Here is an 18,643-nt window from a genome sequence, read left to right on the forward strand (position 1 = left end):
AAGGCTCAGTACTGCGCCTGCAGATGCTCCCAGAAGCCGTCCCGCAGGGCCCGCCGCAGATCGGCGTGGGCACGCAGCGAGAGCCGCAGCAGCCCCTCCGCGTCGATCAGCAGCTCCTGGTCCACGGAGCCGGGCAGATACGGATGGCCCGGCAGTAGCTCCGCGAGCGTCTCGCGGCCGCGTGCGGACAGCCATTGGGCGGCGATCTGCGCCCCGACGAAGCGCACCTCGTCCCGGGTTGGGGCGGGCCCGCACAGCGGCGAGTCACCGTTCAGCTCGTAGCCGGTGGCCCGCCGGGTGACGTACGGCTTGCAGAAGTCGAGGTCGAAGGTGCGCTGGCTGTCGACCTCCCACAGCAGCGGCTCGGCCTGGTTGCGCCCGTCGAGGGCCTCGATGCCCCACAGATGGACGCGTGCCCCGTAGCCCTGGGCCGCCTCGACGGCGGAGACCAGGTCCTCGTCGCCGCCGATCAGCACGGCGTCGCCGATGGCGCGGTGGCGGGCGAGGGATTCCAGGTCGGAGCGGATGAGCGAGTCGACGCCCTTCTGCTGGTTGTTGGCGTTGAGGTTGCCGAGCCGGACCTTGACGTCGGGCAGCTCCGCGATGCTCTGCTGCTCCGAGGTGTGGATCCGGCGCCGGGCGCCGTCGAACCAGTAGACCCGCAGCAGCCTGCTGTCCGGGAAGATCGTGCGCGCCTTGTCGATGAACGCCTCGATGAGCCCCTCGGCGTCCAGCTCGAACGCACGGCGGTCCTCCGTGCCCGCGACGAGCCGGCCGGCGGCCGCGTAGACATACCCCGCGTCCACGAAGATCGCGTGCGTCGAGGGCGTGGTCGCGACCTCGGCGAGCACGCGCTGCAGCAGCTCGTTGGTGCGCTCGATGCCCGCGACGATCGAGGCGAGGTCTGGTGGGCCCGGAGGCATCGCTTCACTCATACGCGGTTCATTCTCCGGGCGGCCGTGTAAGAGGCACAACCGGACCCTGCCCCGGCCACCAGCAGATACTTAGGCTGCGAAAAAATTTTATTAGCGTAGGGAATGTTTTTGGGGGACCCTCTCGTTGAACACGTACAGGAGGGCGCGGCAGCGACGCTGCGCGGCTCCGTACACATCAGTTCTCCTTCAGGAGGATCAGACGAAGGGAGAAGCCACTTGCGCTTCGAGATCATGCGCCTTGACGATGTCGATGGCAGTGCCATCGAGAGCACCGTCGTAGACGCCGCCTCCGTCAACCGGATCGTGCAGCAGGCCGCCGCTATCGGCCAGCGCATCTACATCCGTCCAGCCGAGACCGCCGCCCGGTAGTGCCGTAAGGCCCTCCAGCAGCACAGAGCGTCGAGCGCCCCCGTACCGCGACGGTACGGGGGCGCTTGTGTCATGTCAGGCGGTGTGGGCCACCTGGAGGACCCCGTTGATGATCTGCTGGACCGCGATGGCGGAGAGCATCATCCCGGACAGCCGGGTGACCAGCACCACTCCCCCTTCCTTGATCACGCGAATGATCAGCAGCGAGTAGCGCATGGTGAGCCACAGCACGACATGCATGGCCACGATCGCGGACCACACCGCCACCTGATCGGCGAGCCCGGGCGCGTGCTGGACGGCGAGGATCACCGAGACGATCGCGCCCGGCCCGGCCAGCAGCGGCATGCCGAGCGGGACCAGCGCCACATTGACGTCCTTGGTCTGGCTCGGCTCGTCGCTCTTACCGGTCAGCAGACTGAGCGCGATCAGCAGGAGCAGCAGCCCGCCCGCGATCATCAGCGCGGGGACGGAGACATGCAGATAGTCGAGGATCTGCTGACCGCCGATGCCGAAGACGGCGATGACGCCGAAGGCGACGGCCGCGGCCTGGCCCGCCATCCTGCGCTGCACCTTGGCCGGACGGCCCGAGGTCAGCGCGAGAAAGATGGGTGTGATGCCCGGCGGGTCCATGATCACGAAAAGGGTGAGGAAGAGGGAGCCGAAGACGGCGGCGTCGAACACGGTGAATGGCCTTGCGGGGACGAGCAGCGGTGCGGCGCTGATGCGGTACGGGAAACGGAGGGATGGCGGGAGAAGGGAAGGCGAGGAGGAGGGAAAGGACAGCGGGAGGGGCGCGCTCAGCCGCCCGCGCCCGGCACCGGGAAGGCCCCGGTCGCCCGGCGCACGATCTCCCCGTAGACCTCGGGATCGGTCGTGTACTCGCCGAGCCGACAGGTCTTACGGCTGCCGTGGTAGTCGCTGGAACCGGTGGTGAGCAGACCGAGCTCGGCGGCGAGGCCGCGCAGCCGCGCACGGGTGTCCTCGTCGTGGTCCATGTGGTCGACCTCGATACCGGCGAGACCCGCCGCCGCCAGCTCGCCGATCGCGCTCTCCGGTACGCACTGGCCCCGCTTGACGGCCCGCGGATGCGCGAAGACCGCGACCCCGCCGGCGCCCTTGATCAGCCGGATCGCCTCGAAGGGGTCCGACTCGTGCTTCTCCACATGCGCCCGGCCGCCGTCGGCCAGCCAGTCCTGGGTGAAGGCGTCCGAGACGCTCGCCACGACGCCCAGCTCGACCAGCGCGGTGGCGATGTGCGGCCGTCCGACGGCCCCGTCCCCGGCGATCTCCGCCACCCGCTCCCAGGTGATCGGCACCTCCAGCTCGCGCAGCTTCGCGACCATCGCCTGGGCCCGGGGCACCCGGTCGTCGCGCACCAGTTCGCGCTCGGCCGCCAGCTCGGGCTCGTCCGGGTCGAAGAGGTACGCCAGCATGTGCAGGCTCACCCCGTTCAGGCGGCAGGACAGCTCGGCGCCGGTGACCAGGGTCAGCCCGGAGGGCAGCGCCCGCGTCGCCTCCGCATAGCCGCCGACGGTGTCGTGGTCGGTGAGCGCGACGACGTCCAGACCCGCGGCGGCGGCATTGCGCACCAGCTCGGCGGGGGTGTCCGTACCGTCCGAGGCAGTGGAGTGGGTGTGCAGATCGATGCGCACGGCACGGGCTCCAAGCTGCGTTCGGGGCGGGTTGATGGGGACGCCCCAGCATAACCACGCCCGGAGATGCCCGGGTCGGCGCCCCTTGACCCGCGCTGGAGCCGCCACCAGCGGCGAGGCTCCGGCGGTAAGACTCCGGCGGCGAGGCGGATCAGGGCGAGAGCAGCCTCGGTGAGAGCGCCCCGCAGGGCACCAGGTCGACCTCGGCCCCCGCGTCCCGCAGATCGGTGAGCACCATCTCGTCGTACATCAGCAGCCCGGTCTGCTCGGGCCAGACGACCGCCCACAGCCACAGCCCGCACGCCTCGCCCGCGAAGACGGCGCGGTCGTCCGGGGTGCCTTCGACATGCCACAGCGGGGTGGGCCGCCCGGCGGCCAGCACCTTGACGTGCGGCGGCTTGTCGACCCGCATCCCCGGCCCCGGATCGGGCCCCGGGATGCCCGCGAAACGCGCGCCGAGTCCGACGCCCAGTTCCTCGGCGATCAGCAAAAGCTCCCCCGGGCCGCCCAGCGGTCCGGGGCCGGAGCAGGCCACGGCGGTGGCGCGGCCGCCGCTACGGTCGTCCCCGGCGCAGGCCACACCGGTGAACAGCCAGCCCACGGGCAGCGGCCACGGCATCCATACCGGCACCCGGGCGCGATTGGTGACCACCACGAGCGCTTCGACGCTCGGCGGAACGACCGGCTGTTGAGGGTGCACCGTGCCGTGCACTCCGCACTGCCAGGAGTCGGCGAAGAGACCGGGTGCTCGCACCCGGCCACCGCATTTCGGGCAACTGGGTTCGCCCCTCATAGGCCCCCACGGTCCTCCCCGGTCGTCGTCGCGTCAAGGACGATCACCCGTCCGGAGGTCACTTCCCGCAGGAGTTCCCGTCCGGCGCCCCGCAGGAGTTCGCGTCCGGCGCCCCGCAGGAGTTCCCGTCCGGCGCCCCCGGAAGGGATGTGCCGTCGGCGCCGACGTTCCCCGGACCGGAGTTCGTCCGGCGCCCCTCCCGCGAAAGACGTCCCTACGGGCCTCAGCCCGTCAGCGGCACCCCGGATCGCACCGGGTCGCGCAGATCCGTGCCGTGCCGCAGCCAGAGGTCCTGGAGGGCGCCGGCGCCGTGCACCCGCTTCCACGCCGCCTCGTTCGCGGTCATCGGCAGCATCGGCAGGAAGCGCACCGGCTCCATCGGCTCCCGCAGCTCCAAGTCCTCGACCAGGCCGCCCGGTTCGGCGACCAGGACGGAGCTGAAGGACGCCCCGGGCCACAGCGGCCCGCCGAGCTCCAGCGACGCGCCAGGGGTCACCACGACCCCCTCGACCTGGGGGGAGGCCGCCAGCACGGCGAGCGGGCGGAGCACCTCGTCGAGGACGGCCAGGTCGGGGCCGCGGCCGCCGGCCCGTACGGTCAGCAGCAGCTCGGCGCGCGGCCCGCGCAGGGGGTCGGCGACGGCGGCGGTCGGGCTGGTCATCGGATGGTCCGACATGCCGAGGGTGGCGTAGCGGATCACATCGCTCTCGTCCCGGAATCGCAGCACGTCAATGCGGTCCGTACCGACGAAAGTGATGGCGGCGCGGGCGTCCGGCTCGCCCAGCGCGGTGATCAACCGGGCCTCGACCAGCTGAAGAACGTCTGACATGCGGTGAGCATAGATCGCGTATCGAACGGGCAAAGCGGCGACGTAACGGTTCTGCCGACTGATAGCCTTTACCCCTGCCCAGGGAGTTACAACACGTCGTCCCTCACGGGGGACCGGCCGGAGGAGGTGGGGCTGCGGTGGATCCTAGTCGACCGTGCAGTACCGACAGTTCTCCCGTCGTTTCCCCTTGGTATGCGACTCCATGATCTGAAGCCTTCCGTACCCCGCCCCCCGGCGGTGAAACACGCGAAGCCATCTCGTATCCAGGGCATCTGACGGTAGAGCGCCTTCGTACCGCTTTGTTCAGTTCCGCGAACTTCCGTCAGCGCCATCGCACGGAGCGCCGCCCGCTTTGCGGACGTACGGGCACCGGGTGTCGTACGTCCACCTTCCGGGCGCAGCGCTGCGCCGCGCGCCCGCCGCTGACGGCCGGCCCGTGAAGGAGCCCGTCATGTCGATGATCCGTGACCTGCGTGCAGCCGTCCGCCCCGCCCTGCGCCGGGGCCGTACGTCCAGCGACTACGACGCGACGCGTGACCCGTCGGTCACCAGCGCCGTGGTCGACTGCGGGGTCTACCGCGACGGCAAGCGGGTCAGCGACCACGTGAGCCCGGCGAAGGCCATGGAGCGGGTCCGCGAGGAGGGCGGGTTCGCCTGGATCGGACTGCATGAGCCGACCGAGCGCGAGTTCGCGGGGATCGCCCAGGAGTTCGGGCTGCACCCGCTGGCGGTCGAGGACGCGGTGCAGGCCCATCAGCGGCCCAAGCTGGAGCGGTACGACGACACCCTCTTCACCGTCTTCAAGACCATCCACTACGTCGAGCACGCCGAACTCACCTCGACCAGCGAGGTGGTGGAGACCGGTGAGGTGATGTGCTTCACCGGCCGGAACTTCATCGTGACCGTGCGGCACGGCGGCCAGGGCTCGCTGCGCGCCCTGCGCCACCGGCTCCAGCAGGACCCGGAGCTGCTCGCCAAGGGCCCCTCGGCGGTGCTGCACGCCATCGCCGACCAGGTCGTCGACGGCTATCTCGCGGTCGCCGACGCGGTCCAGGACGACATCGACGAGGTCGAGATCGATGTCTTCTCGGCCGCGACCTCCCGGCGGGGCGGCGACGCGGGCCGGATCTACCAGCTCAAGCGCGAGGTCCTGGAGTTCAAGCGGGCCGTCTCGCCACTGCTGCGGCCGATGCAGTTGCTGAGCGAGCGGCCGATGCGGCTGGTGGACCCGGACATCCAGACGTACTTCCGGGATGTCGCGGACCATCTGGCGCGGGTCAACGAGCAGGTGCTGGCCTTCGACGACCTGCTGAACTCGATCCTCCAGGCCAATCTGGCGCAGGCCACGGTCGCGCAGAACGAGGACATGCGGAAGATCACGTCCTGGGCGGCGATCTTCGCCGTGCCGACGATGATCGCGGGGATCTACGGCATGAACTTCGACTACATGCCGGAGCTGCGCTGGAAGTTCGGCTACCCGACCGTGCTCGTCGTCACCGTGGGCATCTGCTTCGCGATCCACCGCGGCTTCAAGCGCAACGGCTGGCTGTAGGGGCAACGGCCGGCTGCGGGCCGGACCGCGAGCGGACGGGCCCGTCCGAGGGGGGCTTCATCGGCCTGGGCCGGGCTTCCTGCCGTCCGCCATGATGACCAGCGCGAGCCCGCCGAGGATCACCGCGAGCGCCGGGTAGGCGGCCACGGGCGGCATCTGGCCCAGCCACAGGGCCGCGATCACGGCCGCCCCCGGCGTCTCCAGCAGGATCGCGGTCGAGGTGATGGCGGGGCCGAGGCCCTTGACCACCCGGTTGATGAGGGTGTGCCCCAGCAGCTGCGCGGTGACCGTCAGCACGGCCAGCTGCAGCCAGGTGGTGCCGCTGTAGCCGCCGAGCCGCGTGCCCGCCACCAGGCAGGTCAGCAGCAGGAGCACGCTGGTGGTGGCGTAGCAGACGTAGGCGTACGCGGTGGTGCTCACCGAACGGCGCACCTCCGCCCCGAGCAGCACGTACCCGGCCGCCGCCACCCCGCCCAGCAGCGCGAGCGCGTCGCCCAGCAGGGCGCCCGGGGAAGCGGACAGATCAACCCCGGTGAGGATCACCACACCGAGGATCGCGAGCCCCATGCCCAGCCAGGCGAGCGTGGGCGGACGGTGGCCGCGCAGCCGCAGCAGCAGCGCCGTCCAGATGGGGGTCGTGGTCACCAGCGCGGTCGAGGAGGCCACGGAGGTCATGTGCAGGCTCGGCAGCCAGGCGCCGAAGTGCACCGCGAGCAGCGCTCCCGCCCCGACCGACAGCAGCGCCGCCCGGCGGCCCATCCCGCGCAGCTCGCCCCGGTGGCGCCACAGCGCGAACGGGGTGAGCGCGCCCACCGCCATGGCGTTGCGCCAGAAGGCGATGGCGAGCGCGGGCGCCACCGTCGCGGCGGCCAGCGGCGCGGAGAGCGAGACACCGGCGATGGCGACCGTAAGGAGCGCGATGTCGACGGGAACGCCACCACCGGGACGGCCGCCGTCACCGGGTGCGGCGGGGGTGGTGGTGTGGGCTTGGGTGCGCGCGGCGCGGGCGGTGGGCACGGCGTCAGCGTAAGGCGCATGAGCATGCGACGGAACTGACATTTCACAGGCTGGGACGGGTGCGCGACTGGCCTAGGCTGTCGGCATGACGCAGACGCCGATGGACCGTGCCCTTGTCGAGGAGGCGGCCAAGAAGTCCGCCCTCATCTGGGTCCAGGGCACCGAGGGCGCCCCGCGCGCCCTGTGGCACATCTGGCACGAAGGCGCGGTCTGCCTCGTCGGGGACGGGCCCCAGGAGCAGCCCCTCCAGGGCCTCGGGCTGGCCGACGGCGGAAGCGCCACGGTGACCGTGCGCAGCAAGGACAAGGGCGGGCGCCTGGTCGGCTGGCCCGCGCGGGTGGTCGAGCTGGCCCCGGGCGGCGAGGCGTGGACCGCGGTGGTCGACGAGCTCAAGGGCAAGCGGCTGAACGCGCCGGACGCCGACCACATCGCGGAGCGCTGGGCGCGCGAATGCCGGGTGCTACGGCTGGAGCCCGCACCCGGAGCGCTCGCCGAACACCCCACCGGCTCCCTGGCGGCGACCCCGCTGCCGTCCCCGGCGACCACCCGCCGGCCGATCCCGGCGGCGCTCCCGAAGCTCCTCGCCCGCCGCAAGAAGCGGGCCCGTGACGCCCGTAAGGACGCGTCGTAGCTTCTGACGCCGGGTAAGGCCGCGTTCCGGTCCTGACATCCGTAAGGACGCCTCCTGGCCCTGACGCCCGGTAAGGCCGCGTCCTGGCTTCAAGGACGCGGCCTCGCCGCCCTTACGCGCCCTCCCCCTTACGGTCGTGCTCGTGGCTACGGCGCCCGTAGGGCCGGCTACGGCGCCTCCGGGATCTGCTGCCCGTAGTCGAGCACATGGCCCTTCTCCGGGGCGGCGAGCTTGAAGCCCTTGTTCCAGTCCGCGAGCTGGATCACGCCCGCGCCGCCCGCCCGCTGCAGCCGCAGCGGATAGGGCCGGCCCTTCAGGGAGACATCGAGCGATCCGCCCTCACCGGCCTTGCCCGCGCTGATGCGGATCGTCCGTACGCCGGCCACCTGCCCGTGGTCACCCGTGGCGACCTTGCCGTGCAGGCCGAGCAGCCCGTCCAGCAGCAGCTTCATATCGGTGAAACCGCTGAGCCGCTGGTAGGAGGGGTCGCCGGAGGGGACCTTCACATACTTGTCGTCCAGCTTCCCGGCCGCGTCGGCCGCGCCGCTGTGCCCCTCGTCCCCGCCGTCGTGGGACCAGAAGCCCGCGTCGGCCTTGAGGTAGAGCTCCTTGCCCACGCGCAGCAGCTCGAAGCTGGAGCCCTTGGTGGAGACCTGGCCCGTGCCGCCGTCGGCGTTGAGCCGCATGTTCAGCTTGTAGGTGGCTCCCTGGGTGACCAGCGTGCCGGAGAGCCGCACCGATCTCGCGCCGGCGACCGCCTGACGGACCTTGCTCTCGATCTTCGTGGCGGGGAGCTTTCCCACGCCGTTCGTTCCCGCGTCGGGGTCCTGCTCCCCACCGCCGCCGCCACACGCGGCGAGCGTGGCGGCCAACCCCGCGCACATCGCCGCAACGACAGCCCTGTTCCAGGTGCGCACGTCCGCTCTGCCTCCTGATGCCGGTGCAGTAGGGCAGCGTACCGGTGCCGTCCCGCGGTGTCCGCAGGGTGCCGTACCGCCCTCGCCCGGCGGCAGGGCAGGTGCGGGCACGTTAGCCTGAACCCGGTGAAGAGCGGATCATTAACTTGAATGACCACAAAACCCCATACATGAGGGGAGGCAGGGCATGCCGGCAGGCGCCCCCCGGGTCTTCGTCTCGCATCTCGCGGGCGTCGCCGTCTTCGACCCGAACGGCGACCAGGTGGGGCGGGTGCGCGATGTCGTGGCGATGCTGCGGCTGGCCGGCCGCCCGCCGCGGGTGCTCGGCCTGGTGGTCGAGGTGATCGGCCGCCGCCGGATCTTCCTGCCCATGACGCGGGTGACCGGCGTGGAGTCCGGCCAGGTCATCACCACCGGTGTGCTCAACATGCGCCGCTTCGAACAGCGCCCCACCGAAACCCTGGTCCTCGGCGAACTGCTCGACCGCACGGTGCAGGTGGTCGAGACCGGCGAACCGGTGACGGTCCTCGACGTGGCGATGACCCAGCTGCCCGCGCGCCGGGAGTGGGAGGTCGACAAGGTCTTCGTACGCCGCGGCAAGACCGGCGCGCTGCGCCGCCGCGGCGAGGCGCTGACCGTGGACTGGTCGGCGGTCACCGGCTTCTCGCTGGAGGAGCAGGGCCAGGGCGCGGAGAACCTGCTGGCCACCTTCGAGCAGCTGCGCCCCGCCGACCTGGCCAATGTGCTGCACCACCTGTCCGCGAAGCGCCGGGGCGAGGTGGCGGCGGCCCTGGACGACGAGCGTCTCGCGGACGTCCTGGAGGAGCTGCCCGACGACGACCAGGTGGAGATCCTCGGCAAGCTCAAGGAGGAGCGCGCGGCCGACGTCCTGGAGGCCATGGACCCCGATGACGCGGCCGATCTGCTCTCCGAACTTCCCGAACCCGACAAGGAGCGGCTGCTGGACCTGATGCGCCCCCGCGACGCGGCGGACATGCGGCGGCTGATGTCGTACGAGGAAGGGTCGGCGGGCGGTCTGATGACGACCGAGCCGATCGTGCTGCGCCCGGACGCCACCATCGCGGACGCGCTCGCCCGGGTGCGCAACCAGGACCTGACGCCCGCGCTCGCCGCCCAGGTCTATGTGTGCCGCCCGCCCGACCAGACGCCCACCGGCCGCTATCTGGGCGTCATCCACTTCCAACGGCTGCTGCGTGACCCGCCGTTCACCCTCGTCGGGGCGTCCGTCGACACCGATCTGCCGACGCTGCCGCCGGACACCCCGCTGCCCGTCGTCGCCGGCCATCTGGCCACCTACAACCTGCTCGCGGCGCCCGTCGTGGACGAGACCGGCTCCCTGCTCGGCGCCGTGACGGTCGACGACGTGCTGGACCATCTGCTGCCGTCCGACTGGCGGGAGCGCGAGCTGTACGCCGGGATGGCGCTGCCGGAGGCCGCCGATGGACGGTGAGGGCATCCGGCTGGACCGGCCCAAGGCGCGGCGCCGCAGCCCGCTGCCGCGCTGGGACCCCGAGGCGTTCGGCAAGGCGTCGGAGCGGATCGCGCGCTTCCTGGGCACCGGGCGGTTCATCGCCTGGATGACCGCCTTCGTCGCCTTATGGCTGGCCTGGAACATCCTGGCGCCGCCGCGGCTGCGGTTCGACCCGTTCCCGTTCATCTTCCTGACGCTGATGCTCTCGCTCCAGGCGTCGTACTCCGCCCCGCTGATCCTGCTGGCCCAGTACCGCCAGGCCGACCGCGACCGCGTCAACCTCGAACAGGACCGCAAGCGGAACGAAAGGTCGATCGCCGACACCGAGTTCCTCACCCGGGAGATCGCGGCGCTGCGGACGGGTCTGGGCGAGGTCGCCACCCGCGACTGGCTCCGCGACCAGCTGGAGGACCTGCGCCGGGAGCCGGACGGCGGACGGAGCGCCCCGCGGCCCGGCGTCCACGGCGAACCCCCGGCCGAATGAGGGCCGAGTGAGGAACGCGACCGCCGACGGCCATCCCGCGTCCCGCCCGCGGCGCCGTACCATCTCCGTATGGCTACCGACACCCTCCCAGCGCCGAGCGAAGACGCGGTACGCGCCGCGCTCGCGACGGTCAACGACCCGGAGATCCACAAGCCGATCACCGACCTCGGCATGGTCAAATCCGTCGAGATCGCGGCGGATGGCTCGGTCGCCGTGGTGGTCTACCTCACAGTCTCCGGCTGTCCGATGCGGGACACGATCACCAACAGCGTGCGGACGGCGGTCGCCGAGGTCGAGGGCGTGACCGGGGTCACGGTCGAACTCGATGTGATGAGCGATGAGCAGCGACGTGAGCTGGCCACCTCGCTGCGCGGCGGCCAGGCCGAGCGCGAGGTGCCCTTCGCCAAGCCCGGCTCACTGACCCGGGTCTACGCGGTGGCCTCCGGCAAGGGCGGCGTCGGCAAGTCGTCGGTGACGGTCAACCTGGCCGCCGCGATGGCCGCCGACGGGCTCAAGGTCGGCGTGGTGGACGCCGACATCTACGGCCACTCGGTGCCCCGCATGCTGGGCGCCGACGGACGGCCCACCCAGGTCGAGAACATGATCATGCCGCCGTCGGCGAACGGCGTGAAGGTGATCTCGATCGGCATGTTCACCCCCGGGAACGCCCCGGTGGTCTGGCGCGGGCCGATGCTGCACCGCGCGCTCCAGCAGTTCCTGGCGGATGTCTACTGGGGCGACCTCGATGTGCTGCTCCTCGACCTCCCCCCGGGCACCGGCGATATCGCGATCTCCGTGGCCCAGCTGGTGCCCAACGCCGAGATCCTGGTGGTGACGACGCCGCAGCAGGCCGCCGCCGAGGTCGCCGAGCGGGCCGGTGCCATCGCCGTCCAGACCCATCAGAAGATCGTCGGCGTTGTGGAGAACATGTCCGGGCTGCCCTGCCCGCACTGCGACGAGATGGTCGACGTCTTCGGCACCGGCGGCGGCCAGGTGGTCGCCGCCGGGCTCAGCCGGACCACCGGCACGACGGTGCCGGTGCTGGGCTCCATCCCGATCGACGTACGGCTGCGCGAGGGCGGCGACGAGGGGAAGCCGGTCGTGCTGACCGACCCCGACTCCCCGGCGGGCAGCGCGCTCAAGGCGATCGCGGGCAAGATCGGCGGACGGCAGCGCGGCCTCGCGGGCATGTCGCTGGGCGTCACCCCGCGCAACAAGTTCTGAGCGCCCGCTCGGCCACGGCCTTACGGCTCGCTCGGCCACGGCCTCACGGCTCAGGGGCGGCTTCCTCGGGAAGCCGCCCCTGAGCCTTTGGCGGATGCCTTACGCGTCGTAGCGGGTGATGTCCTTGACCACCGCGAACCCCAGGCCGTAGGCGCTCATCCCGCGCCCGTACGCGCCGATGTGCACGTCCTCGCCCGCCGTTCCGGCCAGCACCCAGCCGTACTCCGACTCGCGGTAGTGGAAGTCGGTCGGCGCCCCGTCCACCGGGAGCGACAGCTGCGACCAGCTCTCGCCCTCCAGATCGTCCGCCAGCTCCCAGGCGATCGCGGTCTGCTGGTCCAGCCAGTCCTGGCGCAGCGCCCGCTCCATCCGCGTCGGCCAGGTGCACGACAACAGACCGGAGCCGGCCAGCCAGGCGGCGGAGGAGACCGAGGTGGCCTCCAGCTTGCCGGTGCCGTCGGCGCTGTCCCGCCCCGGGCGGCTGGCGACGGTGACGACTACCGTGAAGCGCTGCTGGTCCATATCGGTCTCGACGCGCAGCGACGGCTCCTCGCCATGGCCGGTCGAGCCGTACTCGACGATGCCATCGGCCGCCGCGCCCACCTGCATCAGCCAGCGGGGGCCGGTGAATGCCTCGTCAAGCCCGTACCAGGGAAAGCGGGCCATCAGATAGCCGTCGACGCTCCGCCGGGCGTCGGCGGGCATCCCCTGCGCAGCCGTTGCCACCCCTCGTTCCCCTAGCCGACCCGTGGTCTCCATGTGCGCGCGGCCTCCTCGTTGCCCTGCGTTGTGGGCGGCCCGCCCCCCTCGGGCGACCCTCACCCCGGACAAAGGGAGGATAGCCATACGGGTCAACCAGGCCGGGCATACGGGGGGATCAAGTGGCGTCGGAGTCGAACGGCGGACGCTCCTCGCGGCTCGGCTCCTCGCGCTTGCGCAGCAGGTCAGGCGTGCTGGAGTCACCCTTGGACAGGGACGGCGGGGTAGTGCCGGAAGCCCCTGAAGAGCCCTGCGGCGGATCACTCTCCCGGCCGTGCACCGCGTCGGCGACCTCCGCCATCTCCTTTCGGAGGTCGAAGCCGTTACGGATCTCCTTCAGGCCGAGTTCATCGGAGTCCAGCACATGCTTGCGCACGAAGGTCTTGGGGTTGAGGTCCTCGAACTCGAAGTCCTTGAACTCCGGCCCCAACTCGGAGCGGATGTCCTCTTTGGCGCTGTCGGAGAACTCCCGGATCTTCCGGATGAACTGCGAGACATCCCGAATCACCTTCGGGAGCTTGTCCGGGCCGAAGACGAGCACCGCAAGGACAACGAGCGCGACAAGCTCGAGAGGTCCTATGTCCAACACCTTGCAGCTCCTCAAGACGTCTGGGGCCCCGGCCTGGGCCACTCAACACCGTACCTGGCGGCAGGGTCGGCGCGGGAGACGGCCGGGCCAACATCGCGCGTCAGCCGCTGCTCGCCGATCCCAGGGTCAGCTGAGCGGTGCGCTTCTTACCGTCGCGCTTGACGGTGAGCGCGAGCCGGTCACCGGGGCGGTGGCTGCGGATCTTCACGATCAGCTCCTGTCCGCTGTGCACCGGAACGCCGTCCACCTCCGTGATCACGTCACCGGCCTTGATCCCCGCCTTGTCGCCGGGGCCGCCGGAGGTGACCGGCGGGCCGCTGCCGGCACCCTTGGTGTTCACCCGGGCGCCGTCGCCCGTGTAGCTCATATCGAGGGTCACGCCGATCACCGGATGGGTGGCCTTCCCGGTGTTGATCAGCTCCTCGGCCACCCGCTTGCCCTGGTTGATCGGGATGGCGAAGCCCAGGCCGATGCTGCCGCCCTGGCCGCCGCCGAGGCCGGAGCCGTCGTCGGCCGCCCGGATCGCGCTGTTGATCCCGATGACCCGGCCCTTGCGGTCGACCAGGGGGCCGCCGGAGTTGCCCGGGTTGATCGGGGCGTCGGTCTGCAGCGCGTCGACATAGCTGACGTCACTGCCGTCCTCCTTCTCGCCGCCCGCGGTGATGGGGCGCTCCTTGGCGCTGATGATCCCGGAGGTGACGGTGCCCGCCAGGTCGAAGGGGGCGCCGATGGCCACGACGGGGTCGCCGACGCGCACGGAGTCGGAGTTGCCCAGCGGCAGCGGGGTGAGCCCGGAGACGCGGTCGACCTTGACGACCGCCAGGTCATAGCCGGTGTCGCGGCCGATGATCTCGGCCTTGGCGTCCTGGCCGCTGTTGAACGTCACCGATATGTCGCCGTCCGCGCCGGCGGGCTGGACGACATGGTTGTTGGTGAGGATATGGCCCTGCTTGTCGAGGACGAAGCCGGTGCCGGTGCCCTCCTCCGAGCTGCCGCGCACATGGATGGTCACCACGCCGGGCAGCGAGCTGGCGGCGATCCCCGCGACGGTGTCCGGGGCCCTGGCCTCCTTCTCGACCGGGGCCTGCGGCAGCTTCACATCGACGCCGCCGGAGGCGTCGTCCCGCTCCGCGTACGCGCCGATACCGCCGCCGATACACCCCGCGACCAGGGCGATCAGCAGCACGGCGATCCAGGCGCCGCGGCGGGAGACCGTCTTCGGCGTCTTGGGCGCGGCGGGCGGCGGAACCACGGTCCAGGGGTCGTAGCCGCGCCACTGGGCGGTCGGGGCGGGCTGCGCCATCGGGGCGGGCCGGTGGGGCTCTCCGGGCCCCACCGGCAGCTGTGTGCCGTGCGGCGGGGTCGTCCCGGGGTGCGACGGCATGGGCACGGGCGCGCTCCGCCCCGGTACGGGGCCCGTGGCGGGCGGCAGGGTGGTGCCGTGGGGCGGCGTCATTCCGGGGGCCTGGGGCGACGTCTGGGGCGTCCCGGGGGCCTGGGGCGGTGCCTGGGCCATTCCGGGGGCCTGGGGCGGTGCCTGGGGTCCGGGGGCCTGGGGCGGTGCCTGGGCCATCCCGGGAGCCGGGGCCGGCGCCTGGGCCATCCCGGGTGGGACATGCGTGCCCTGCGCGGGGGTCGCCACCGGGTGCTGGACGGGCGGGGCCGGGGCCCAGGGCCCGGGGCCGCCGTAGGGCGGGGTGCTGTACGGGTCGGGCTCGTGCAGCGGCCGGGGCGCCTGCTCCTCGGGCGCGCGGCCCTCCATGGGCGCGTCCACCGGCTCCGGCGGCGCCTGCGCGGCGGCAGCCTCCGTACGCTCCTCGGCGCCCTCCGCCGCATCGCTCGGCCGGTCGCCGGGTCGTGCGGCGACCGGGCGGCTCCACCACTTCGGCTTGGGGGCCTTCGGCTCGTCCATGATCTCCCTCTTTTTTAGAGGCTCGGTTCGCCTCCGGGGCGCTCCAGTCGCTGTCGACGGTCGACCGTGCTCGGTCGCTCGTTCCTCGCTCCCTACGCGCGCTCTCCCTTACGACAGCGACGCGCCCCTTCGGCTCACTCGCCGGAAGAACCCAGCACCCGGACACACTAAGGCGCCCTTCGGCCTACCCCAGCCACCCTGGGAATGCCCCCGGCGGTAAGGCCAAGCACCCTTGCTTGCCCGGTGCGTGTCCCAGCCGGTAAGGCCAAGCCGCGCTGCCCGGAGCCGATTCAATCAGGTCCGTCGGCGCTCGCGCAGGGCGGACGAACAGACCTTGTCATGATCGGCAAAGAGACGGGCGGCCGACGACGTCGCGCCGTCACCGCCGTCGCACTACTTCGGGGGCGCACTGACCCCGAGATACGGCGAGCCGCCCGACGTGGGCCGGGACGGGACCTCCAGCTGGGTCGGCGCGGGGGCCGGGGGGGTGGAGTTCGACGTCCGCAGCAGCTCCGTGACCGAGAGAATCGGCTGTATCAGCGGATTCAGCGCCGCCCCTACGGGCTGGTGCAGGGACGGTGGATGCGGGGTGGCCGTCGGGGACGGGGTGCCCGTCCGGGTGTCCGTGGTGGCCATCAGCCCCACCTCCTGGCGGGTCCGCTCCCGGACGCCCGTGCTCACGGCGGCGTCGGCCTCGACCGGGGCGACCGCGGTGTCGGCACCGTCGGCCGAACTTCCCGGGGGGTCGACCGCCGCGTCCAGCGGAAGGGCAGCGCCGAGCGCGAAGGCCGCCAGCGAGACCGCTCCGGCCGCCGCGAAGGCGAACCTGCGGCGCGGGGCGGGGCGCTCGACCTCATGGATCCTGAAGCCGCGCTGACGTGAGGCACGAGCCGACGCCGCCGGAGCGATCGCGCTGCCCGGGGGCATCGCGGGCACGAAGGCGAAGGCCCGCTCCCGTCTCTCCTCCGGCTCCCGGACGCCGCGCAGCTCGCGAACGTCCCGTGGGGTGCCGCGCATCTCGCGCGGGCCGAAGACGCTCGGGCCCCCGAAGGGGGAGCCGCCCATTCCATCGTCGCCCGCGGCCGGCAGGCCCTGCAGACGCGCCAGAAAGCCCTCGGACGGTGCCGGGGGCGCCGTCTGGGCGAACACGTTTTTCAGCCGACGCTGAGCATCGGCTTCCGCCTTGCACTTGCAGCAGGTGGCGAGATGGGCGAGGACGCGCTCACGCGCGTCATGCCCCAGCTCACCGTCGACCAGAGCCGCAAGGCGGTCGCCGAGATGCTGCTCGGCGGGGGACGGACCGCCTGATCGGGTCACGCGATTCCGACCTCCCCGCTCAGCCGGGGGGCCGTGACACGCGGCGCCACCGCGGCGACCTCATGCTGCTGACCGGTCCGCGCCGCGGGGGCACGGTGCTGCAGCGCCTTGCGCAGATGCGAGCGGCCGCGGTGGATGCGGCTGCGCACAGTGCCCAGCTTGACGCCCAGAGTGGCAGCGATCTCCTCGTAGGACAGTCCCTCGATGTCACAGAGCACCACGGCGGCGCGGAACTCCGGGGCGAGGGTGTCCAGCGCCTGCTGCACATCGGCGTCGAAGTGGGTGTCGTTGAAGTGCTGCTGGGGAGAGGGCTCGCGGCTGGGGAGCCGCTCCGCCGCGTCCTCGCCGAGAGCGTCGAAGCGGATGCGCTGCCGACGGCGGACCATGTCGAGGAAGAGATTGGTGGTGATGCGGTGCAGCCAGCCCTCGAACGTGCCCGGGGTGTACGTCGACAGCGAGCGGAAGACGCGGACGAACACTTCCTGGGTGAGATCCTCGGCGTCGTGCTGGTTACCGGTGAGCCGGTAGGCGAGGCGGTAGACCCGTGCGCTGTGCGTGCTGACGATCTCCTCCCAGGTAGGAGGCGTCCACGCCGGCGCGTCCGCGTCCGTGGCGAAGGTCGCGGTGGTGGCGGGCTCGGCGAGGGGCGCACCTCCCGTGCCCTTTGGGCTACGGGGGCGAGAACGGTCAGCGGTGTTGGTCACGGATTTCGGCTCGCCCACTGACCTGCGAAAGCGCTTCAGCACTCGCCGGTCACCGGCCGCAGCCGCACCTCCCCTGTCGGCTCTGGTGGTGTCCAGTAGAGCCCCTACCATATCCACCTCGCCCGTTAGCTCCGGATAAGCATTTTTGACCTGCATTTGGTCGTGATCCATACGGTCCCCCCCGGCTTCTACAACGCCTGGTCCCATCTGCGGGTTCCCGTGCGCAGCGGATACAGTCACCGTTGCGCCAACTACGGGGACAGGAGAAGGTCATTACCGGCAACCGGCAGACGAGCTGGGCGTTCGCCGACGCGTTCGTCGCCGAGGACGAAGCCCTTCACTGGGCCCGTGACCGGGCCCGGGAGGCAGGGCTGCGCTCGGTGTCGGCGGGCACCGGCGCCGCGCTGCGGCTGCTCGCTGCCGCCGCCGATGCCAAGGTCGTCGCCGAGATCGGCACCGGGACGGGCGTCTCGGGGATTCATCTGCTGCGCGGGATGCGCCCGGACGGCGTGCTGACCACCGTGGACACCGAACCGGAGATGCAGCAGTTCGCCCGGCAGGCGTTCCGCGAGGCCGGGTTCACCGGAAATCGGGCGCGCTTCATCCCCGGCCGCGCCCTGGATGTGCTGCCCCGGCTGGCCGATGGCGGATACGACCTGGTCTTCTGCGACGGCGACCGGCTGGAGTGCCTGGACTACCTCGCCGAATCGTTGCGTCTGCTGCGGCCCGGCGGGCTCGTCTGCTTCGAGGGGGTCTTCACCAACGGGCGGACCGTGGACTCCGCCGCCCAGCCCACGGAGGTGCTGCGGGTGCGCGAACTGCTGCGGACCGTACGGGAGTCCACCGTGCTGCAGTCGTCCCTGCTGCCGGTCGGCGACGGCCTGCTCTGCGCGGTCAAGCGGGGCTGAAACGGCCGGCCCGGCCGGTCCCCCGCCGCATAGCGGAACCCCTTACATGCGCTGCCCCGGCGGCCGGTACCTGACGTACCGGCCGCCGGGGCAGCGCGCGGGTGATGGTGGGCCGCAAGCCGTCAGCCGACGACCTTCTTCAGGGCGTCGCCGAGGGCGTCGGCCTCGTCCGGTGTCAGCTCGACGACGAGCCGACCGCCGCCTTCGAGCGGAACGCGCATGACGATGCCCCGCCCCTCCTTGGTCACCTCGAGCGGGCCGTCGCCCGTCCGCGGCTTCATGGCCGCCATGCTCGTTCCCCTTCCTGAAACCAGCTCATCGCAGCCGACAACCCAGGTGTCACCGGCATCGAACACGTTGCTTCACTCTCATTATCCCGCATGGCATGACCCGATGACCAACATCGGTCGGCAACGCCTGTACGAGGCGCTCCCCCAAAACCACCCAATTCGGGGAGGGGGTCGCGGTAGCGTACGCCCGCCGTCACCGAACGAAGGGTCGGTTCTTTGACACAGGTCACATGTCGGTCGGTCATGATCTCCGGCATGCTGTGCGCTGA

20 protein-coding genes are annotated in these 18,643 nt (G+C 71.5%); 7 read left to right on the forward strand and 13 right to left on the reverse strand.

The window, feature by feature from the left end:
• Positions 1-5: 5 nt before the first annotated feature.
• A complete protein-coding gene (locus ACFYOY_RS02765; protein WP_351879777.1) occupies positions 6-935 on the reverse strand; it encodes an NYN domain-containing protein in 930 nt (309 codons plus the stop codon).
• Between the two features lie 216 nt (positions 936-1,151).
• Between ACFYOY_RS02765 and ACFYOY_RS02770 the strand changes: the two genes are divergently transcribed.
• Positions 1,152-1,304 (forward strand): hypothetical protein, encoded by a 153-nt coding sequence (locus tag ACFYOY_RS02770; RefSeq protein ID WP_086708585.1) that lies wholly within the window; start codon positions 1,152-1,154, stop codon positions 1,302-1,304.
• A gap of 75 nt (positions 1,305-1,379) precedes the next feature.
• Here ACFYOY_RS02770 and ACFYOY_RS02775 read toward each other — a convergent pair whose 3' ends face one another.
• From ACFYOY_RS02775 to ACFYOY_RS02790, 4 genes are all read right to left on the reverse strand, one after another.
• Entirely contained in the window at positions 1,380-1,985 is a 606-nt protein-coding gene (locus ACFYOY_RS02775) for a MarC family protein (protein WP_351879774.1), read from the reverse strand.
• Between the two features lie 116 nt (positions 1,986-2,101).
• Positions 2,102-2,956 (reverse strand): PHP domain-containing protein, encoded by an 855-nt coding sequence (locus ACFYOY_RS02780; protein ID WP_351879771.1) that lies wholly within the window; start codon positions 2,954-2,956, stop codon positions 2,102-2,104.
• 151 nt (positions 2,957-3,107) lie between these two features.
• Positions 3,108-3,749: a DUF6758 family protein gene (locus ACFYOY_RS02785; RefSeq protein WP_059145236.1), complete on the reverse strand. Its 642-nt coding sequence runs from the start codon at positions 3,747-3,749 to the stop codon at positions 3,108-3,110.
• A gap of 223 nt (positions 3,750-3,972) precedes the next feature.
• Positions 3,973-4,578: a suppressor of fused domain protein gene (locus tag ACFYOY_RS02790; protein WP_351879768.1), complete on the reverse strand. Its 606-nt coding sequence runs from the start codon at positions 4,576-4,578 to the stop codon at positions 3,973-3,975.
• Positions 4,579-5,029: 451 nt separating this feature from the next.
• Here ACFYOY_RS02790 and ACFYOY_RS02795 point away from each other — a divergent pair, with 451 nt between their 5' ends.
• The gene (locus ACFYOY_RS02795; RefSeq protein WP_137967318.1) at positions 5,030-6,130 is read left to right on the forward strand and encodes a magnesium and cobalt transport protein CorA; all 1,101 of its coding nucleotides are present in this window, start codon (positions 5,030-5,032) and stop codon (positions 6,128-6,130) included.
• A gap of 57 nt (positions 6,131-6,187) precedes the next feature.
• Here the strand turns inward: ACFYOY_RS02795 and ACFYOY_RS02800 are convergent, their stop codons facing one another.
• Positions 6,188-7,147 (reverse strand): DMT family transporter, encoded by a 960-nt coding sequence (locus tag ACFYOY_RS02800; RefSeq protein ID WP_388584373.1) that lies wholly within the window; start codon positions 7,145-7,147, stop codon positions 6,188-6,190.
• A gap of 85 nt (positions 7,148-7,232) precedes the next feature.
• On the opposite strand from ACFYOY_RS02800, the gene ACFYOY_RS02805 reads away from it, so the two are divergent.
• The gene (locus ACFYOY_RS02805) at positions 7,233-7,778 is read left to right on the forward strand and encodes a hypothetical protein (protein WP_351879762.1); all 546 of its coding nucleotides are present in this window, start codon (positions 7,233-7,235) and stop codon (positions 7,776-7,778) included.
• 167 nt (positions 7,779-7,945) lie between these two features.
• On the opposite strand, the gene ACFYOY_RS02810 is transcribed toward ACFYOY_RS02805, so the two are convergent.
• Positions 7,946-8,695, reverse strand: a complete 750-nt coding sequence (locus ACFYOY_RS02810; RefSeq protein ID WP_351879759.1) for a hypothetical protein — start codon at positions 8,693-8,695, stop codon at positions 7,946-7,948.
• 187 nt (positions 8,696-8,882) lie between these two features.
• Here ACFYOY_RS02810 and ACFYOY_RS02815 point away from each other — a divergent pair, with 187 nt between their 5' ends.
• From ACFYOY_RS02815 to ACFYOY_RS02825, 3 genes are all read left to right on the forward strand, one after another.
• Entirely contained in the window at positions 8,883-10,166 is a 1,284-nt protein-coding gene (locus tag ACFYOY_RS02815; protein ID WP_351879756.1) for a magnesium transporter MgtE N-terminal domain-containing protein, read from the forward strand.
• Complete coding sequence (locus tag ACFYOY_RS02820) at positions 10,156-10,671, forward strand: DUF1003 domain-containing protein (protein WP_351879753.1); 516 nt, start codon at positions 10,156-10,158, stop codon at positions 10,669-10,671. The genes ACFYOY_RS02815 and ACFYOY_RS02820 overlap by 11 nt, the downstream gene beginning before the upstream one ends.
• 69 nt (positions 10,672-10,740) lie before the next feature.
• Positions 10,741-11,895, forward strand: coding sequence for an Mrp/NBP35 family ATP-binding protein (locus ACFYOY_RS02825; protein ID WP_388584378.1), 1,155 nt, complete (start codon positions 10,741-10,743; stop codon positions 11,893-11,895).
• Positions 11,896-11,994: 99 nt separating this feature from the next.
• On the opposite strand, the gene ACFYOY_RS02830 is transcribed toward ACFYOY_RS02825, so the two are convergent.
• The 5 genes from ACFYOY_RS02830 to sigE form a co-directional block, all read right to left on the reverse strand.
• On the reverse strand, positions 11,995-12,654 hold the full coding sequence (locus tag ACFYOY_RS02830; protein WP_351879750.1) for a hypothetical protein: 660 nt from the start codon (positions 12,652-12,654) through the stop codon (positions 11,995-11,997).
• A gap of 118 nt (positions 12,655-12,772) precedes the next feature.
• Positions 12,773-13,243, reverse strand: coding sequence for a sec-independent translocase (locus tag ACFYOY_RS02835; protein WP_059145246.1), 471 nt, complete (start codon positions 13,241-13,243; stop codon positions 12,773-12,775).
• Positions 13,244-13,343: 100 nt separating this feature from the next.
• Positions 13,344-15,155 carry a trypsin-like peptidase domain-containing protein gene (locus ACFYOY_RS02840; protein WP_388584382.1) on the reverse strand — a complete coding sequence of 604 codons (1,812 nt, stop codon included), beginning with the start codon at positions 15,153-15,155 and terminating at the stop codon, positions 13,344-13,346.
• Positions 15,156-15,548: 393 nt separating this feature from the next.
• On the reverse strand, positions 15,549-16,472 hold the full coding sequence (locus ACFYOY_RS02845; protein ID WP_351879744.1) for a zf-HC2 domain-containing protein: 924 nt from the start codon (positions 16,470-16,472) through the stop codon (positions 15,549-15,551).
• Complete coding sequence (gene sigE, locus ACFYOY_RS02850) at positions 16,469-17,287, reverse strand: RNA polymerase sigma factor SigE (protein ID WP_079059467.1); 819 nt, start codon at positions 17,285-17,287, stop codon at positions 16,469-16,471. Before sigE ends, ACFYOY_RS02845 begins: the two co-directional genes overlap by 4 nt.
• A gap of 131 nt (positions 17,288-17,418) precedes the next feature.
• On the opposite strand from sigE, the gene ACFYOY_RS02855 reads away from it, so the two are divergent.
• Complete coding sequence (locus tag ACFYOY_RS02855) at positions 17,419-18,084, forward strand: O-methyltransferase (RefSeq protein WP_351879740.1); 666 nt, start codon at positions 17,419-17,421, stop codon at positions 18,082-18,084.
• Positions 18,085-18,206: 122 nt separating this feature from the next.
• On the opposite strand, the gene ACFYOY_RS02860 is transcribed toward ACFYOY_RS02855, so the two are convergent.
• Positions 18,207-18,374 (reverse strand): DUF3117 domain-containing protein, encoded by a 168-nt coding sequence (locus tag ACFYOY_RS02860; protein WP_003966491.1) that lies wholly within the window; start codon positions 18,372-18,374, stop codon positions 18,207-18,209.
• Positions 18,375-18,643: the final 269 nt, after the last annotated feature.

The sequence above is a fragment of the Streptomyces sp. NPDC007875 genome (genome assembly GCF_042868035.1).
GTDB lineage: Bacteria > Actinomycetota > Actinomycetes > Streptomycetales > Streptomycetaceae > Streptomyces > Streptomyces antimycoticus.

Bases quoted from the DNA above. Each gene is read 5' to 3' on its own strand.
- ACFYOY_RS02785 (WP_059145236.1), bottom strand. From the start codon at position 3,749: ATGAGGGGCGAACCCAGTTGCCCGAAATGCGGTGGCCGGGTGCGAGCA.
- ACFYOY_RS02815 (WP_351879756.1), top strand. From the start codon at position 8,883: ATGCCGGCAGGCGCCCCCCGGGTCTTCGTCTCGCATCTCGCGGGCGTC.
- ACFYOY_RS02840 (WP_388584382.1), bottom strand. From the start codon at position 15,155: ATGGACGAGCCGAAGGCCCCCAAGCCGAAGTGGTGGAGCCGCCCGGTC.
- sigE (WP_079059467.1), bottom strand. From the start codon at position 17,287: ATGGTAGGGGCTCTACTGGACACCACCAGAGCCGACAGGGGAGGTGCG.
- ACFYOY_RS02820 (WP_351879753.1), top strand. From the start codon at position 10,156: ATGGACGGTGAGGGCATCCGGCTGGACCGGCCCAAGGCGCGGCGCCGC.
- ACFYOY_RS02795 (WP_137967318.1), top strand. From the start codon at position 5,030: ATGTCGATGATCCGTGACCTGCGTGCAGCCGTCCGCCCCGCCCTGCGC.
- ACFYOY_RS02805 (WP_351879762.1), top strand. From the start codon at position 7,233: ATGACGCAGACGCCGATGGACCGTGCCCTTGTCGAGGAGGCGGCCAAG.
- ACFYOY_RS02790 (WP_351879768.1), bottom strand. From the start codon at position 4,578: ATGTCAGACGTTCTTCAGCTGGTCGAGGCCCGGTTGATCACCGCGCTG.
- ACFYOY_RS02830 (WP_351879750.1), bottom strand. From the start codon at position 12,654: ATGGAGACCACGGGTCGGCTAGGGGAACGAGGGGTGGCAACGGCTGCG.
- ACFYOY_RS02765 (WP_351879777.1), bottom strand. From the start codon at position 935: ATGAGTGAAGCGATGCCTCCGGGCCCACCAGACCTCGCCTCGATCGTC.
- ACFYOY_RS02825 (WP_388584378.1), top strand. From the start codon at position 10,741: ATGGCTACCGACACCCTCCCAGCGCCGAGCGAAGACGCGGTACGCGCC.
- ACFYOY_RS02860 (WP_003966491.1), bottom strand. From the start codon at position 18,374: ATGGCGGCCATGAAGCCGCGGACGGGCGACGGCCCGCTCGAGGTGACC.